The organism is Jatrophihabitans sp. sgz311053 (genome assembly GCF_056135305.1).
Map to the genome: position 1 here is coordinate 1594934 of NZ_JBWAXP010000002.1, position 16598 is coordinate 1611531.

18 protein-coding genes are annotated in these 16598 nt (G+C 71.8%); 10 read left to right on the forward strand and 8 right to left on the reverse strand.

Features of this window, described 5'->3' with window-relative positions; all coding sequences use genetic code 11:
* Positions 1-206 precede the first annotated feature (206 nt).
* Together AC0NZQ_RS16435 and AC0NZQ_RS16440 are read left to right on the forward strand one after the other, a co-directional pair.
* Entirely contained in the window at positions 207-1916 is a 1710-nt protein-coding gene (locus tag AC0NZQ_RS16435; RefSeq protein WP_474531040.1) for a DEAD/DEAH box helicase, read from the forward strand.
* 257 nt (positions 1917-2173) lie between these two features.
* Positions 2174-2401: a DUF7455 domain-containing protein gene (locus AC0NZQ_RS16440; protein WP_474531041.1), complete on the forward strand. Its 228-nt coding sequence runs from the start codon at positions 2174-2176 to the stop codon at positions 2399-2401.
* A gap of 83 nt (positions 2402-2484) precedes the next feature.
* Here AC0NZQ_RS16440 and AC0NZQ_RS16445 read toward each other — a convergent pair whose 3' ends face one another.
* From AC0NZQ_RS16445 to ppgK, 3 genes are all read right to left on the reverse strand, one after another.
* Positions 2485-2727 (reverse strand): DUF2510 domain-containing protein, encoded by a 243-nt coding sequence (locus AC0NZQ_RS16445; protein ID WP_474531042.1) that lies wholly within the window; start codon positions 2725-2727, stop codon positions 2485-2487.
* Between the two features lie 232 nt (positions 2728-2959).
* On the reverse strand, positions 2960-4249 hold the full coding sequence (locus AC0NZQ_RS16450) for an RNA polymerase sigma factor (protein ID WP_474531044.1): 1290 nt from the start codon (positions 4247-4249) through the stop codon (positions 2960-2962).
* A 208-nt stretch (positions 4250-4457) separates the two neighbouring features.
* Positions 4458-5270 (reverse strand): polyphosphate--glucose phosphotransferase, encoded by an 813-nt coding sequence (ppgK, locus tag AC0NZQ_RS16455; protein WP_474531045.1) that lies wholly within the window; start codon positions 5268-5270, stop codon positions 4458-4460.
* A gap of 77 nt (positions 5271-5347) precedes the next feature.
* Between ppgK and AC0NZQ_RS16460 the strand changes: the two genes are divergently transcribed.
* Complete coding sequence (locus AC0NZQ_RS16460; RefSeq protein ID WP_474531046.1) at positions 5348-6226, forward strand: inositol monophosphatase family protein; 879 nt, start codon at positions 5348-5350, stop codon at positions 6224-6226.
* A 27-nt stretch (positions 6227-6253) separates the two neighbouring features.
* Here the strand turns inward: AC0NZQ_RS16460 and AC0NZQ_RS16465 are convergent, their stop codons facing one another.
* A complete protein-coding gene (locus tag AC0NZQ_RS16465) occupies positions 6254-6850 on the reverse strand; it encodes a LytR C-terminal domain-containing protein (RefSeq protein WP_474531047.1) in 597 nt (198 codons plus the stop codon).
* Between the two features lie 353 nt (positions 6851-7203).
* Here AC0NZQ_RS16465 and AC0NZQ_RS16470 point away from each other — a divergent pair, with 353 nt between their 5' ends.
* Positions 7204-7512, forward strand: coding sequence for a DUF4193 domain-containing protein (locus tag AC0NZQ_RS16470; protein WP_474531048.1), 309 nt, complete (start codon positions 7204-7206; stop codon positions 7510-7512).
* A 135-nt stretch (positions 7513-7647) separates the two neighbouring features.
* Here AC0NZQ_RS16470 and AC0NZQ_RS16475 read toward each other — a convergent pair whose 3' ends face one another.
* Positions 7648-8448: an SDR family oxidoreductase gene (locus tag AC0NZQ_RS16475; RefSeq protein WP_474531050.1), complete on the reverse strand. Its 801-nt coding sequence runs from the start codon at positions 8446-8448 to the stop codon at positions 7648-7650.
* A gap of 31 nt (positions 8449-8479) precedes the next feature.
* Positions 8480-8980: a DUF3093 domain-containing protein gene (locus tag AC0NZQ_RS16480; protein WP_474531051.1), complete on the reverse strand. Its 501-nt coding sequence runs from the start codon at positions 8978-8980 to the stop codon at positions 8480-8482.
* On the opposite strand from AC0NZQ_RS16480, the gene dut reads away from it, so the two are divergent.
* From dut to AC0NZQ_RS16500, 4 genes are all read left to right on the forward strand, one after another.
* Positions 8979-9539, forward strand: a complete 561-nt coding sequence (dut, locus tag AC0NZQ_RS16485; RefSeq protein WP_474531052.1) for a dUTP diphosphatase — start codon at positions 8979-8981, stop codon at positions 9537-9539. The genes AC0NZQ_RS16480 and dut overlap by 2 nt on opposite strands.
* Entirely contained in the window at positions 9539-10174 is a 636-nt protein-coding gene (locus AC0NZQ_RS16490; protein WP_474531053.1) for a DUF3710 domain-containing protein, read from the forward strand. Before dut ends, AC0NZQ_RS16490 begins: the two co-directional genes overlap by 1 nt.
* 117 nt (positions 10175-10291) lie before the next feature.
* A complete protein-coding gene (locus AC0NZQ_RS16495; protein WP_474531054.1) occupies positions 10292-10696 on the forward strand; it encodes an OB-fold nucleic acid binding domain-containing protein in 405 nt (134 codons plus the stop codon).
* Positions 10693-11445, forward strand: coding sequence for a DUF3159 domain-containing protein (locus AC0NZQ_RS16500; RefSeq protein WP_474531055.1), 753 nt, complete (start codon positions 10693-10695; stop codon positions 11443-11445). The genes AC0NZQ_RS16495 and AC0NZQ_RS16500 overlap by 4 nt, the downstream gene beginning before the upstream one ends.
* A gap of 57 nt (positions 11446-11502) precedes the next feature.
* Here AC0NZQ_RS16500 and AC0NZQ_RS16505 read toward each other — a convergent pair whose 3' ends face one another.
* Positions 11503-12174 (reverse strand): potassium channel family protein, encoded by a 672-nt coding sequence (locus tag AC0NZQ_RS16505; RefSeq protein ID WP_474531056.1) that lies wholly within the window; start codon positions 12172-12174, stop codon positions 11503-11505.
* Complete coding sequence (locus tag AC0NZQ_RS16510) at positions 12171-12836, reverse strand: potassium channel family protein (RefSeq protein ID WP_474531058.1); 666 nt, start codon at positions 12834-12836, stop codon at positions 12171-12173. Before AC0NZQ_RS16510 ends, AC0NZQ_RS16505 begins: the two co-directional genes overlap by 4 nt.
* A gap of 87 nt (positions 12837-12923) precedes the next feature.
* Here AC0NZQ_RS16510 and AC0NZQ_RS16515 point away from each other — a divergent pair, with 87 nt between their 5' ends.
* Both AC0NZQ_RS16515 and AC0NZQ_RS16520 read left to right on the forward strand, forming a co-directional pair.
* Positions 12924-15011, forward strand: coding sequence for an APC family permease (locus AC0NZQ_RS16515; protein ID WP_474531060.1), 2088 nt, complete (start codon positions 12924-12926; stop codon positions 15009-15011).
* Entirely contained in the window at positions 15004-16263 is a 1260-nt protein-coding gene (locus AC0NZQ_RS16520; RefSeq protein ID WP_474531061.1) for a class I SAM-dependent RNA methyltransferase, read from the forward strand. Before AC0NZQ_RS16515 ends, AC0NZQ_RS16520 begins: the two co-directional genes overlap by 8 nt.
* Positions 16264-16598 lie beyond the last annotated feature (335 nt).

The following is a 16598-nucleotide window of genomic DNA, read 5'->3' on the forward strand; positions in this document are numbered from 1 at the left end:
GCACGGTTCCTCAGTGTCCACGTCCGGACCGGCGCACGCTGTGGCGGCGCGCGGTCGATGTGCTCGATCCATCATTTCCGGCGCGCCGGAGCCACGTGCCGGTCGGTCGCCGACTAGCGTCGTGGGTCGATGCCCTGAGGTGCCGGCGCGCACGCACTCAGGGCATCGTCACGCGCAGCACCGGCATCACAGGAGGACCCGCGACGGTGGCAGCACCACACCCGTCCCCGGCTGGGCAGACCCCGCGTCTGCGCGCCTGGCAGCGCGCGGCCCTCACCCGCTACCGCGAGGAGCCGCGCCGACGCGACTTCCTGGTGACGGCGACGCCCGGTGCCGGCAAGACCACCTTCGCGCTGGCCCTGGCCCGCGGTCTGGTGGACGAGCGCATCGTCGACCGCGTCATCGTGGTCTGCCCGACCGACCACCTGCGCACGCAGTGGGCCGAAGCCGCCGAGGCCCTCGGCCTGCCCCTGGATCCGACGTTGAGCAACGCGGTGGGTCCGGTCCGTCCCGACCTGCGCGGCTACGTCACCACCTACGCCCAGGTCGCGGCGAAGCCGGCGCTGCACGCGGCCCGGACGTCGGCCAAGCGCAGTCTCGTCATCCTCGACGAGGTGCACCACGCCGGCGACGGGCTGTCGTGGGGCGATGCGGTCGCCTCGGCCTTCGATCTCGCACCGCGGCGCCTCTGCCTCACCGGAACACCGTTCCGAACACGACCCGACGAGCGCATCCCCTTCGTCCGCTACGACGAGGACGGCGCCGGCGGCTTCCGCAGCAGCGCCGACTTCACCTACGGCTACCGGGAGGCCCTCGCCGACGGCGTGGTCCGGCCCGTCGTCTTTGCCGCCTATACCGGGACCTCGCGGTGGCGCAACAGCGCCGGCGAGGTGATCGCTGCCTCGTTGTCGGAGCCGAACACCAAGAGCGTCGAGACCACGGCATGGCGGACGGCGCTCAATCCCAAGGGCAAGTGGGTGCCGCACGTCCTCGCCGCCATGGACGAGCGCATCACCCACCTGCGGGCCACCGGCATGCCCAACGCCGCGGGACTGGTGCTCGCCTCGGATCAGGACGACGCCCGCGCCTACGCCGAGATCGTCGAGCAGGTGACCGGCGAGGCACCGGTCGTCATCCTCTCCGACGACCCCAAGGCGAGCGAGAAGATCACCGACTTCACCCACGGCATGCAGCGGATCGCGGTCTGCGTCCGGATGGTCTCCGAGGGCGTGGACGTACCCCGCGCCGCCGTCCTGGCGTGGATGACCTCCTACCGGACCCCGCTCTTCTTCGCGCAAGGTGTGGGGCGCGTGGTGCGGTCCCGGGGACCGGGGGAGTCGGCGACGGTCTTCCTCCCGGCGGTCCGGCCGCTGCTTGCGCTGGCCGCTGAGCTGGAGCAGGAACGCAACCACGTTATCCCGCCACCGGCGCGGCAGGACGAGACGATCCTCGATGTGGAGCCCGTCGAGCCGGCCGAGAGCCGCGAGCGCGAGACCAACGAGCTCGTCGACGCCGACGCCGCCTTCGCCCACGTCCTCCACGGCGGTCGTGCAGTGGTCGCCGCTGCGCGGGAGCTCACCGACGACGACGAGGACTTCCTCGGCCTGCCCGGCATCCTCACCCCCGAGCAGACCGCCGATCTGCTCGCACGGCGTGACTCGCACGCACGGCAACGGGCCGCTGGAACGATCGCCCCGCAGCCCTCGGCAGAGACGACCGCCTGGCGGGCGGGCGCCGAGCTGCGGCGCGAGGTCAACCGGATGGTCGCGGTCCTGTCGGCCCGGACCGGGACACCGCACAGCCGCATCCACGCCGATCTGCGGCGAGCTGTCCCCGGACCCGCCTCGGCCGCGGCGAGCACCGAGGTCCTCGAGCAACGACGTGACCACCTGATGCAGCTCCTCGGCACCGGCTGAGCGGCTCCTGGAGGCGTTCGCGGTGGGCGAAATCACCCGTGGCGGTTTCGGGAATCCCGGGCCGGGTATCAGTCGTTGGGAGGGGTGCAAGCAGCAGTAACCAAGTGGAACCTTGTCAGTCACGTCGGCACGATGTTGCGAGCAGGTTTCTCTTCCAGGGTGTCGCCACCGCACAGCTCAGTTCGATGGTTTCCTGGACGTTAGTAAGTGACGATGGGCCGCCACAGGGCGGTTCACCAGCAGAAACGAGGTGTCCCGTGACTCCGACCATCACAGCGACCCCGCTCAGCGCGCAGGACCGGTGCGATCGCTGCGGGGCCCAGGCCTACGTACGCGCGACCATGGAGTCCGGCTTCGACCTGCTCATGTGCGCTCACCACTTCCACGAGAACGAGGGGCGTCTCCGCGAGATCGCCGTCTCGATCCACGACGAGACCGAGCGGCTCTCCGTCGTCCCGGGAACGGCGAGCGCCGACGAGCGGTAATCCCGCCCGCGACGCCACATAGTGACGAACGGCCCCGTCCCGCCAGGGACGGGGCCGTTCGTCGTCCTTGGGGATGGTTGCCGTCAGCTGCTGGTGCTGAGGACCTGCAAGCCGGCCAGGAGCAGTCCGGTCAGGAGCAGCAGGCCGAGGAAAGACACCCAGGCCTTGATGATCCGGACGTCGTGGGCAGCCCGCTCGGCGTACTTCGCCTGCTCCGCGGCGTAGTGCAGCGCGGCGGGACGGTAGCGATCGGTCCACTCGTTGCCGTCCCAGTAACGGGCACGGTCCTCGTCGCCGTCCACGAGGTGCCATCCGGCGTCGTCCATCCCTGATTCCCTCCCGCTGCGCTCGCGCCTCACGAGCAACGCTCCGACGGACCGTAGCGGTCGGCCCGTCGGACGGCCGCCGACGCGCGGACAGGCCACCAGAGACGCCGACGGCCCCTTCCCGGTGGGAAGGGGCCGTCGGCGTGGAGTGGGTCGAGGTGATCGGGGCTTCGCCCCTCAACCTCGACGTCGTCGCTCGGGAGACACGAGCAAGCTCGGTCTCCACTCGCTCCTAGTCGAGGTAATCCCGGAGGACCTGGGAGCGCGAGGGGTGGCGCAGCTTCGACATCGTCTTGGACTCGATCTGACGGATCCGCTCGCGGGTCACGCCGTAGACCTGGCCGATCTCGTCCAGGGTGCGGGGCTGGCCGTCGGTGAGGCCGAAGCGCAGCTTCACCACACCCGCCTCGCGCTCGGAGAGCGTCTGCAGCACCGACTGCAGCTGATCCTGCAGCAGCGTGAACGACACCGCGTCGACGGCCACGACGGCCTCGGAGTCCTCGATGAAGTCACCGAGCTGGCTGTCACCCTCGTCACCGATGGTCTGGTCGAGGCTGATGGGCTCACGCGCGTACTGCTGGATCTCCAGCACCTTGTCCGGCGTGATGTCCATCTCCTTGGCGAGCTCCTCCGGGGTGGGCTCGCGCCCGAGGTCCTGGAGCAGTTCGCGCTGGATGCGGCCGAGCTTGTTGATGACCTCGACCATGTGCACGGGGATGCGGATGGTGCGGGCCTGGTCGGCCATCGCGCGGGTGATCGCCTGGCGGATCCACCAGGTGGCATAGGTCGAGAACTTGTAGCCCTTGGTGTAGTCGAACTTCTCGACGGCACGGATGAGGCCGAGGTTGCCCTCCTGGATCAGGTCCAGGAATGCCATGCCGCGGCCGGTGTAGCGCTTGGCCAGCGAGACGACGAGGCGGAGGTTGGCCTCGAGCAGGTGGTTCTTAGCGCGCTCGCCGTCGCGGACGATCCAGCGCAGGTCGCGGCGCATCTGGGTGGTGAGCTTCTCGCTCGCCTCGTCGGCCTGCCGGATGCGCTCGGCCGCGTAGAGACCGGCCTCGATCCGCTTGGCGAGGTCGACCTCCTCCTCGGCGTTGAGCAGCGCGACCTTGCCGATCTGCTTGAGGTACGCGCGGACCGAGTCGGCCGACGCCGTCATCTCGGCGTCCTTGCGGGCCTGACGCAGGGCCTCGGACTCCTCCTCGGCCTCCTCGTCCCAGGAGAACTCGCCCTCGGCGCCCTCGGCGCTCGGGTTCTCGGCGTCCTCGTCGGTCGCCTCGTCCGAGCCGTCGGCAGCCTTGGCAGCGGTCTTGGCTGCCGCCTTCTTGGCCGGTGCCTTGCGCGCCGTCTTCTTGGCGGGGGCGTCGACGGTGGCCGTTGCGGTGCGCTTGGTGGCGCTGGCGGCCGAGACGCGGGCGGTGACCGAGCCGGTCACGGAGTCGACTGCCGTGTCAGGGACGGGAGACTCTTCGGCCGAAGCCTGCTTGCTGGATACCACTGATGACCTTTCACCACTGAGCACTGGTCACACACAGACCGGTGACCGTGCGCGGGATGGAGCCGCTGGGCGCGGGCGAGCGTGTCGGGGTCGCAGGCCGTCTGTTTGTCGGCTCAGAATCGAGTCCAGTACGTGCGCAGTTCCCTGAGTCACTAATTGTACTGACGCTCGGCCAACTCGCTAACGCAACACCCGTCGGCGGGACGAAGTACTGCCGCGACACGGACTCTCGTCACGATCCGGCTGGCAGCCGGGGCTCGCGCGGCAGCGCACTGGGACTCTCCAGCGCGGCGATGGCGGCGCCGACGATGCCGGCGTCGTTCAGCAGCTGGGCCGGTTCGACCGGCGTGTCGAGCTCGAGCAGCGGCACCCACTTCTCCGACCGCTTGCTGATCCCGCCGCCGACGACGAAGAGATCGGGGCTGAAGAGTCGCTCGACATGCTGCATGTAGGCGTTGACCCGCTTGGCCCAGTGCTTGTACGACATGCCGTGCTCGTCGCGGACCGATGCCGCCGCCCGGGTCTCGGCGTCGTGGCCGTCGAGTTCGAGGTGCCCGAGCTCGGTGTTGGGGACGAGCCGGCCGTTGATGATGAGCGCGCTGCCGATGCCGGTGCCGAAGGTCAGCAGGATGACCAGGCCGTCGACGCCCTTTGCCGCACCGAAGCGGTCCTCGGCGATCCCGGCGGCGTCGGCGTCGTTGAGGACGCTCACCTCGCTGCCGCCGCCGATGGCTGCGGTGAAGACCTCGTCGGCGTTGGTCCCGATCCAGGAGCGGTCCACGTTGGCCGCCGAGCGGGCGACGCCGCTCTTGATGACGGCGGGGAAGGTCGCCCCCACCGGCCCGGTCCACCCGGCGCCCGTGACCAGCTGCGCGACGACCCCGGCGACGGCGTCCGGCGTCGCGGGCTGCGGCGTGGGGATGCGGACGCGTTCGGTGATCAGCGTGCCCGTGGTCGTGTCCACCACGGCGCCCTTGATTCCGGTGCCGCCGATGTCGATGCCGAAAGCGTGTGTGGACGACTCCGGCGCGCCCGTCCCTGTCATGTCCGCAGACCCTAGTACGGCGCGCCCGGGGAGCTGGCGGGATCCCGGTGTTCACCTGCCCGTGGTGCGATGAGGTCATGACGGCAGAGGGTGCGGACCTGACCGCGACGCAGTTCGAGGCGCTCGCCGTGGAGCTCGCCGAGGGAGCCGCGCGGCTGGTGCGGACCGAGCGTGCCAAGGGGGTGCCGGGGGCCGGCGCCGCCGGTGAGGCGGCGCTCGGGATCGAGCACAAGAGCAGCGACACCGACCCGGTGACCGACCTGGACCGCCGGGCCGAGGCGTGGCTGCGGGCCGAGATCGGGCGACGCCGTCCGGGCGATGCCGTGCTCGGCGAGGAGGCCGGGCAGACCGGTGGTGGGACCGCGGCCGACAGCACCGTGCGGTGGGTGCTGGACCCTATCGACGGCACCGTCAACTTCGTCCTCGGCATTCCGCACCACGCGGTCTCCGTGGCTGTCGAGGTCGACGGGGTCGCCGTGGCAGGTGCGGTCTGCGACATCGCGTTGGGGGAGACGTTCCGGGCGTCGTTGGGCGGTGGCGCGCAGCTGTCCAGCCCGCTCGTCGGGGAGGTGCCGCTCACCGGCCCCCGGCCCATTCCGCTGGCGAGGGCCGTCGTCGGCACGGGCTTCGGCTACGACACCGGCCTGCGGGCCCGGCAGGCGGCCTCCGCGGCGCGTTGGCTGCCCCGCGTCGCCGATCTGCGCCGGCTGGGCTCGGCCGCGCTCGCGCTCTGCTACGTCGCGGCCGGACGGCTCGACGGTTACGTCGAGGCCGGGCTGAACCACTGGGACCACGCCGCCGGTGCGCTGATCGCGCACGAGGCCGGGTGCGTCGTCCACGGCGCCGACGGCGAGCCACCCTCCCCGCGGCTGGTGCTGGCCGCCGCGCCGGACCTCGCGCCCGAGCTGTACCGGCTCATGGTCGAGACCGGAGCCGACCGGGTGCTGCCCGGTTGAGCCGTCAGCAGGTCGGCGCCTGCGGCGTCAGCAGGTCGGCGTCGAGCCCGCCGAGGGGGAGGACGCGGCAGGCGAGGTGGTCGGTGTCGGGGTGGCACTGCTGACCGTGACCCGGTCACCCCGCAGCGCGGCGGTCACCGCGGCCCGGGAGGCGATGCCGTCGTACTTGGTGCCGAGGGCCACCACGACCGTGGCGCTCGTGCTCGTCGTCGGCACCAGTCGCGCGCCGGGCAGGTAGTAGCGGACCAGCGCGGCGGCCTGCCGTCCCGCCGGACCGAAGCGCAGCTGGGCCACGGCGTTGTTCGCCGTCGTCACCGGGTCGTTGGCCGCCTTGGCCGGCACCTGGAAGCCGCGTTTGATCAATTCGGTGCGGGCGGTCCCGGCCAGTCCCTGCTTCGAGGTCGAGTTCACGACCTGCAGCACCACGCTCGCCGGTGCCGGCAGCGCAGCGCCGGAGGTGGTCGGCGTCGCCGACGGGGAGTTCGAGGTGGGACAGCGCGGCGCGGCGTCGGAGGAGGTGTCGTCGCGGTTGACGACGCGCCACCAGACGATGCCGGTGAGCAGCAGCAGCGCGAGCAGCGAGATCAGCGCCGGCAGTGGCCGGCGGATCGTCGTGCTCGCCATGCGCCTGTCCCTTCTGTCCGGTTTCGGCCCCGGTGGCCGACCCGCGCGGACGGCCGATCCTCCGGCGCGTCGCGGAGGGCAAAGCGTAACGGCGCGGACACCCGGAATGTGTTCGGCGGGCCGTGCGTTGCGGGAGTTCCCCGACGCGGTACCGTTCCGCGGCCAGCCTCATGCACACGTGGTGTGACGCAACCCTCGAATGCCTCCGCGTCGGGCGGGCACAAAACCAAGGTGCGGGACGTTCCAGCGGCGAACGGAACCGCAACCGTTTACAACGCAGAAGTCCGGGCCCGAGTACATCTGGACCCGGCTGCTCGACCGTGGGCCACCCCCACCAAGGAGTTGACGACCGCATGGCGACCGACTACGACGCTCCGCGTCGGGGAGATGTCGACGAACTGAACGAGGATTCGATCGAAGAGCTGAAGGCGCGTCGCGCCGAGGCTCAGTCCGGCTCGATCGACGTGGACGAGACCGAGCTCGCGGAGTCCCTCGAGCTGCCCGGTGCCGACCTCTCCAGCATGTCCGGTGAGGAACTCACCGTGCGCGTGCTGCCCAAGCAGAGCGACGAGTTCACCTGCTCGTCGTGCTTCCTGGTGCATCACCGCAGCCGGCTTGCGCGCGAGCGCAAGGGCCAGCCCATCTGCCGCGACTGCGCGTAAGCCGCGTAGCGCGGTGGGCAGCCCGCCCGCCGGCACTGCCACCCTCGCATCCCCCGACCCACACGCCCGGTGCCACACGCTGGCACCGGGCTTCGTGTCTTCCCGGGCCGGCTGCAGGACAGCGTCCGGTGAGCGTCAGAGCGTCACGGCGAGGCCTGCCCCGCCGTCGACAACCAGCGTCTGTCCGGTGATCCACCCGGCGTCGCTGCTGGCGAGGAAAGCGGCGACGGCACCGATGTCCTCGCCGACACCGAGGCGTCCGAGCGGGTACTTCGCCGCGGCGGCCGCCTCGTCCCGCTCGTACAGGGCCGCCGCGAACCGGGTCTTGACGACCGCCGGCGCGACCGCGTTCACCCGGATCGCCGGCGCCAGCTCGGCGGCGAGCTGGGTGGTGAGGCCGATCAGCGCGGCCTTGCTCACCCCGTAGTAGGCGATGCCGGGGGCCGGTGACAGGCCGGCCACCGAGGCCATGTTCACGACCGCGCCGGCCCCGTCGGCGCCGAGACCGGCCGCCGTGGCGTCGCGGGTCCACTGCAGCGCGGACAGGACGTTGACCTCCATGATCTTGCGGGCGGCGTCGGGGTCGACGTCCAGGATCGGCCCGTACACCGGATTGATGCCGGTGTTGTTGACGAGCACGTCCAGCCGGCCGAAGCGCTCCCGCGTCGTCGCGATCGCCTCGGCCCGGTGAGCGTCGTCGTCGGCCCGTCCGGCGACGGTGACGACGCGCGCGGCGTCGGTGTCGGGGAAGGAGCGGACGGCCTCGGCGAGCCCCTCCGGCTTGCGGGCGGTGATCACCACGCTGCCGCCCTCGGCGACGATGCGCTGCGCGACGGCGAGGCCGATGCCGCGGCTGGCGCCGGTGACGAGGGCGACGCGGCCGGCGAAACGGCGTCCGGCGGAGGCGGCGGGGAGGTCGGGGACCGGTGAGCTCATGGCTCGAACCTAACGCCGAGCTCCGCGGCGGTCAGTCCTGGCGTTGCGCGACCGCCGCCCGCAGCACCGCCACGACCCGGTCGGGGTGACGGGTGCTGATCACCCAGTAGGGCGTCGGGTCGTCCTCGTCGTCGAGCCACACCTGGACGCCGGGGCTGACCCACGGCCGGATGGAGACGAAGGCGGCGGGGTCACCCTCGCGCCCGACGACCAGGCGCAGCGTGCGCTGGTCGAGGGCGACGGCGCCGGAGACGTAGCGCAGCGGCAGGTGCGCGCCGCGGACGTAGAGCTCGCCGTCGCGGATGTCGACCCGGCTGCGCCCGAGCCACCAGACGATGACCGCCGCCAGCGGCACCAGCGCGGCGAACGGGATCCACACCGTCGCCTCGAGCCCGGCGACGCGGAACTCGGCGGCGAGGATGCCGGCGACGATGGCCGCGATGACGTACCACCACCACGGCGTGTACAGCCGCTCGCGGTAGCTGATGACGCCGGTCGCGCCCTCGACGGGACTGTCGCTGCCGGCGCTCATGGCCCCGAGGGTAGCCTCAGCCGCTGTGAGTGAGGCCGGCAGCGACGGGACCGTCGTCGAGCGACCTCGGGTCCTCGTCCGGCGCCTCGACCCCGAGCTGCCCCTGCCGGCCTACGCCCTGCCCGGCGATGCCGGCGCCGACATCGTCGCCGCCTGCGACGTCGTGCTGGCGCCGGGGGAGCGGGCGGTGCTGCCGACCGGGTTGGCCATCGCGCTGCCGCCGGGACACGCGGCGTTCGTCCACCCCCGCTCCGGGCTGGCCGCCCGGGCCGGGCTGGGGCTCGTCAATGCACCGGGGACCATCGACGCCGGCTACCGCGGCGAGATCAAGGTCATCGTCATCAACCACGACACCGCCGCCCCGCTGCGCCTCGGACGGGGCGAGCGCATCGCCCAGCTCGTGGTGCAGCGGGTGGCGCACGCCGAGTTCGTCGAGGTCCGCGAGCTGCCGGATTCCGAGCGCGGCGTCGGCGGGCACGGTTCCACCGGCGGCGCGGCCGCGCTCGCCGCCGCATCGCAGGAGGGCCAGAGCATGTTCCATCGGGAAGGACACCAGTAGTGCCGGGACGACGTAGGCAGAAACGGACCGAGGCGTCCAAGATCGACGCCACGCCGCCGTGGGAGCAACGGGTGCGCGCTGAGCCGGACGCCACCACCGGCCCCTTCGACGAGCGCGACGCACCCGAGGACGAGATCGCCCGCGTGGACCTCGGGGCGCTGCGGGTGCCGGTCGACGACGACTTCGACGTCCGCGTGGACATCAACGAGCAGCAGCAGGTCATCTCGGCGACGATCGCCGGCGCCGAGGGCACCATGCAGCTCGGCGTCTTCGCCGCGCCGCGCAACGAAGGCATCTGGGACGAGGTCCGGGGCGAGATCGCCGACTCGCTGAACCAGCAGCGTCGCAACTCCGCCACCGAGCAGGACGGCCCCTTCGGCACCGAGCTGCTCGGCTCGGTACCCGACGAGACCGGCCGGGGCAGCGTCCCGGTGCGCTTCGTCGGCGTCGACGGCCCGCGCTGGTTCCTGCGGGCCATGTTCGCCGGTGCCGTCGCGCAGGACAGCGCCAAGGCCGAGCGCTTCGAGGAGGCGCTGCGCCAGGTGATCGTGGTCCGGGGCGTCGAGCCGCTGCCGGTCCGTGAGCCGGTTCCGCTGCAGCTGCCCGACGGTGTGGAGCTCCCCGGTCAGGGCTGAAATCCGTCCGGAGGTTCGCACGCCCGGGCGGTGGCACGGAGGCCGGTCGCAGGCCGCGAGACGACCGACGCGGACGGGTGGGCGGCGAGGCATGGCCAGGGCGTTTACCCTGGCCGCGTGGGACGCCGAAACTCGCTGCTGCGCCGCCTGACCGCGAGCGCCCAGTCGCTGGATGCCACCGACCTGCAGGAGGCCGTGGAGGAGCGCTCGTGTACCTCGGTCTGCGACCTGAGCCGCGGCACCTCCGTCAAGGTCGTCGGGCGGTTGAAGTCGGTGGTCTACACCCCGAGTGAGACCGTGCCGACGCTCGAGGCCGAGCTCTTCGACGGTTCGGCCTCGCTGGACCTCGTCTGGCTGGGCCGGCGGCGGATCGCCGGCATCGAGCCGGGCCGCCGGGTGATGGCCCGCGGCCGCGTGGGGGTGCACAACGGCCGGCTGGCGCTCTACAACCCCTGGTACGAACTGCTGCCGGCCTCGGCCCCCAGCGGCGCTCCTGCCGGCGCCGAGGCGACCTCTGCATGACCGCCGGCAGCCCCCGCGAGGACGGTCCGCCCAGCGGTGAGGCCAACCGTGAGGCGATCGACGTGACCGACGGGGTTTCCGATGAGGGCTCCGGCGAGGTCTGCGAAGAGGAGACCGGCACGGACCGCCGGGCGGCCTACCGCGACCAGATGATCGCCTCGATCGGCGGTTGGCAGGGCGCGCTGATCACGGCGATCCCGACCACCGTCTTCGTCATCGTCAACGTCTTCACCACCCTGCGTCCGGCCATCATCGCCGCGGTCGGCACCGCGGTGGCCCTCACGCTGTTCCGGCTGGCGCGCAAGCAGTCGACGCAGCAGGCGCTCTCCGGACTCTTCGGCGTCGTCATCGCGGCGGTGATCGCCTCCCGCACCGGCGAGGCCCGCGGCTACTTCCTGCTCGGGATCTGGACGAGCTTCGTCTACGCCGTCCCCTTTGCGATCTCGCTGCTCGTCCGACGTCCGCTGATCGGCCTGCTGTGGGAGTTCCTGGACCCCAGCCCGTCGGTGGACGCCGACCGGCCCTGGTACCGGCAGCGGCCGCTACTGGTGGCCTACAGCTGGGCGACGCTGGCCGCGGTGGTGGTCTTCTTGTCCCGCGGGTTCGTGCAGCTGCACCTCTACGGCGACAACGCCACCGGGTGGCTGGCCTTCGCCCGTATCGCCATGGGCTACCCGCTCTTCATCGCGGCGGCCGGGCTGAGCTTCTACGTCGTCCGGCGGGCGCGGCGGCAGCTCGCGGCCGGCTGAGCCGCCACAGCCGTCACGGCCGCCGGGTGGTCGGACCCGCGGGGATCCGGACGGGGGTCAGCTCACCGGGTTGGGCGGCAGGATCACGCGGCGCAGCTCGGGCTCGGCCTCGGGGAGGGTGACGAAGAGCAGCTCGTCGCCGGCCTCCAGCGGCTCGTCCGGCCCCGGCGCGATGACCCGGCGGCCGCGAACGATGCCGACCAGGGTGGTGTCGGTGGGCAGGTCCAGGCTGCGCACCGGACGTCCCGCCACGGCCGAGTCCTCGGGCAGCGTCACCTCGACGAGGTTGGCCTGCCCCTCCCGGATGCCGAAGAGGCGCACGACATCGCCCACCTCGACGGCCTCCTCGACCAGCGAGGCGAGCACGCGTGGCGTCGAGACGGCGACGTCGACGCCCCACGCCTCGGTGAAGAGCCACTCGTTGGCCGGGTGGTTGATACGCGCGACGACGCGGCGGACCGCGAACTCGGTCTTGGCGAGCAGCGAGACGACGAGGTTGACCTTGTCGTCACCGGTGGCACCGACCACGACGTCGCAGTCCTGCAGCTGCGCGTCCTCCAGGTTGTCCACCTCACAGGCGTCGCCGTGGAGCCACTCGGCCCCCTGCACCCGCTCGGGCTTGATCTTGGCGACGTCCTTGTCGATGAGCAGCACGTCGTGGTTCTTGCCGATGAGCTCGCGGGCGATGGAGCGCCCCACGGCGCCGGCCCCGGCGATCGCGACCCTCATTCGGCACCCCCGGGCGCGCGGCCGGCCAGCTCTCGCAGACGCGGGGCGGCGGCCTCGTCGGCGAGCATGTAGAGCTTGTCGCCGGACTGGATGACGGTGTTCGGCGTCGGCAGGGCGCCGGCACCGAAGCGGTTGTACAGACCGGCACGGGCCCCGGTCGCGGCCTCGAACTCGCTGACCCGGCGTCCCACCCAGCCCTCGTGCGGGGCGACGACGACCATGGCGATGTCGCCGCTGGGGTCGCGCCACGCCTCGGCCGTCCGCTCGCCCAGGACGGCCTTCATCAGCCGGGTCGAGGTCCACGGCACCGTCGCCACGGTGGGGATGCCGAGCCGCTCGTAGACCTCGGCGCGGCGGGGGTCGTAGATGCGGGCGACGACGCGGGTGACGCCGAAGGTCTCGCGGGCCACCCGGGCGGCGATGATGTTGCTGTTGTCGCCGCTGCTGACGGCGGCGAAGGCGCCGGCCTGCTCGATGCCGGCCTCGATGAGGGTCTCGCGGTCGAAGCCGACGCCCTTGACCATGCGGCCGGGGAAGTTCTCGCCGAGGCGCCGGAAGGCGAGCGGGTCCTGGTCGATGACGGCCAGGGTGTGGTCCAGCGGGGCCAGTTGCAGCGAGAGCGCCGCACCGACGCGTCCACAGCCCATGATGACGATGTGCACGGGTGCGCACTGTCCTTTCGGTGATGGGGAGCCGGACGTACGGGGACGGTACACAACCCGGGTCGGTGCGCCCGTACTCTTCCCCCCGTGGCGCTCATACCCCGCGTACTTAAGCGGATCGTCATCGGTAGCCCGATGTCGTCCGAACAGGCGGGTCACACCCTGCTGAAGAAGCGCCTGGCGCTGCCCATCTTCGCCAGTGACGCTCTCTCCAGCGTGGCCTACGCCACGCAGGAGATCCTCATCGTGCTCACCATCGGCGGCACGATGTTCCTCTACCTCGCGCCGTGGATCGCGGTGGCGGTCGTCGTTCTCATGACGACGGTGGTGCTCTCCTACCGACAGCTGGTGCGTGCCTATCCCACCGGCGGCGGCGACTACGAGGTCGCGACGAAGAACATCGGCCGCGCCGCCGGTGTCGTCGTCGCCAGCGCGCTGCTCGTGGACTACGTCATGACGGTGGCGGTGTCGGTGAGCTCCGGTGTCGACAACGTCATCTCGGCGGTGCCGTCGCTCGGCGAGCACCGGGTGCTCATGGCGCTGGCCTTCGTCGTGCTGCTGGCGGCGGTGAACCTGCGCGGCCTCAAGGAGGCCGGGCTGACCTTCGCCGCGCCGACCTACCTCTTCGCCACCGGTGTCTTCGTCATGATCGGGACGGGCCTGTTCCGGACGATCGTCGGCGACGCCCCGGTGGCCGAGAGCGCCAAGTACGGCATCGAGCCGCACGCGGGCTACGGCAACCTCGGCGTGCTGGCGCTGATGTTCTTCACGCTGCGGGCCTTCTCCTCCGGCTGCACCGCCCTGACCGGGGTGGAGGCGATCGCCAACGGCGTGCCGGCGTTCCGGCCGCCGAAGGCGCGCAACGCTCAGATCACCCTCGCGGCCATGGGGGCGATCGCGGTCTCCATGTTCGTCGGCCTCACCGCCCTGGCGCTCATCAGCAAGGTCCGGATCACCGAGGACACCACCAACAGCTGCGACTTCACCAACATTTCCCGCACGGTCTGCGAGGACCGGCCGCAGCGCACCGTCATCGCCCAGGTCGCCGGGGCCGTCTTCGGCGGTCCGCACTCGGTGGGCTTCTTCTTCATCCAGGCGACGACGGCGCTGATCCTGGTCCTCGCCGCCAACACCGCCTTCAACGGCTTCCCGCTGCTGGGCTCGATCCTCGCCCGCGACAAGAACCTCCCCGCGCAGCTGAACAACCGCGGCGACCGGCTGGCGTACAGCAACGGCATCCTCGCCCTGGCCATCGTCGCCGGCGCGCTGATCTGGATCTACGACGCCAATGTCACCCGGCTCATCCAGCTGTACATCATCGGCGTCTTCACCTCCTTCACCCTCGGCCAGAGCGGCATGGTCCGGCACTGGAACCGGGCGCTGCGCACGGAGCGTGACCCTGAGGAGCGCAAGCGCATCATGCGCTCGCGGGCCATCAACGCCTTCGGCGCCTCGCTCTGCGGGATCGTGCTGGTCATCGTCATCCTGACGAAGTTCACCAAGGGCGCGTACCTGGTGCTGATCGCGATGCCGATCCTCTACGCGATCATGCGCGGCATCAGCAAGCACTACTCCCGGGTGGCGGCCGAGCTGGCCACCGAGGACACCGGCCTGATCATGCCGTCGCGCAACCACGTCATCGTGCTGGTGTCCAAGGTGCACAAGCCCACGCTGCGGGCCCTCGCCTTCGCCAAGGCCACCCGGCCGGACACCCTCACGGCGCTGACGGTGAACATCGACGACGAGACCACCCGCGAGCTGCAGGCCGAGTGGGAACGCCACGACCTGCCGGTGGCCCTCACCGTCGTCGAGTCGCCGTTCCGCGAGATCACCCGGCCGGTGCTGGACTACATCCGCAAGCTGCGCAAGGACCGGCCGCGGGACCTGGTCAGCGTCTTCATCCCCGAGTACGTCGTCGGGCGCTGGTGGGAGCAGCTGCTGCACAACCAGTCGGCGCTGCGGCTGAAGGGACGACTGCTCTTCCAGCCCGGCGTGATGGTCACGAGCGTCCCGTGGCAGCTGGACTCCTCGGCCGTCAAGGCGGACAAGCCGCTGCGCCCGGACGGCCCCGCCGCCCCCCGTCGCGGTGCCCCGGTGCGGACGGCCGCGGCCGTCCCCGGCCGGAACCCCACCGCCGGTGAGACCAGCGACGACTCGCCGGTCACGAGTGGCTGAGACGCCGGGACCGCTGCTGGGCCGCGTCCTCGAGGTGACGGTCGGCGGTCCGGCGCACGGCGGTTCCTGCGTCGCGCGGTACCCCGACCCGGACGGCCGTGCCGTCTTCGTTCGGCATGCGCTGCCCGGCGAGCGGGTACGGGCCCTCGTCACCACCGACCGCGGCGGCTCGTACTGCTTCGCCGACGCCGTCGAGGTGCTGGTGGCGTCTGCCGACCGGGTGAGCCCGCCCTGCCCCCACGCCCGACCGGACGGCTGCGGCGGCTGCGACTGGCAGCACGCCGACCCCGCCGCGCAGCGCCGGCTCAAGGCGACGGTGGTCCGGGACCAGTTCGCCCGGCTCGCCGGTCTCGACGTCGCGCATCTGCTCGGTGACGTGGTCGAGGCGCTCCCCGGTGGATCGCTGGGGTGGCGTACCCGCAACCTCTACGCGGTGCGGGGCGAGCGGGTGGGGCTGCGCAAGCACGGATCCCACGAGGTCGTCGAGGTGGAGCACTGTCCGCTCGCCGTCGACGGCGTCTCCGACGTGCCGGCGGCACCTGCCGGGGTCACCGGGGTCGAGTTCGCCCGCGGCGACGACGGCGCCGTGAGCACCCTGGCGCACCGCCCCGGTCGCGGTCGTCAGGCGCGAGGACGCCGTCCCCCGGACCGCGTCCAGGTGATCGCCGGGCCGCGGCGGCTGCGCCACGACGCGCTGGGGCGCCGTTTCGAGACCGCCGCCGACGGCTTCTGGCAGGTGCATCCCGCCGCGGTGGAGACCTTCGCGTCGGCCCTGCTCGACGTGCTGGCGCCGCGGGCGGGGGAGCGGGTGCTCGATCTCTACGCCGGTGCCGGGTCGCTGACCGCGGCTCTGGCCGTGGCGGTCGGCCAGACCGGGACGGTGCTGGGCGTCGAGTCGTCGCCGACCGCGGTAGCCGATGCCGCGGGCAACCTCGCCGACCTGCCGCAGGCAGAGGTCCGGCAGGGGCGGGTGACGGCCGAGATCCTGCGGGATCTCTCGGTCGGCCCGGAGGTGGTCGTCCTGGATCCGCCTCGCGCCGGCGCCGGTCGTGAGGTGATGTCGGCCATCCTCGACCTCGCTCCGCGGGCCATCGGCTACGTCGCCTGCGACCCGGCGGCGCTGGCGCGGGACACCAGGGTCGCCCTCGATCGCGGCTGGCGGCTGGACCGGCTGCGGGCCTTCGACGCCTTCCCCATGACGCACCACGTCGAGTGCGTCGCGCTGCTGCTGCCGCCCGCCGCCGACGGGTGACCAACGCCGCTCGGACGTGCTCTCGCGGTTCCCGTGTTCTGCACCCGAATGTGGGAGCAGAACACGGGGAGGTGTACTGCACCCGAATACGCGTGCAAAACACGGGGACGTGTACTGCACCCGAATGTCGGTGCAGAACACGGGGACGTGTACTGCACCCGAATGTGGGAGCAGAACACGGGGACATGTTCTGCACCCGAATACGGGTGCAGAACACGGGGACGAGAAGAGCAGTCCCCGAGGGAGCCGGGCGAGAGCGTGGGGCCCGCCGTGTCGCGGCAGGGGCGAGCCTCGGGCGTCTGGCTGCCGGACGTGATCACAGTACGTAGGATCGG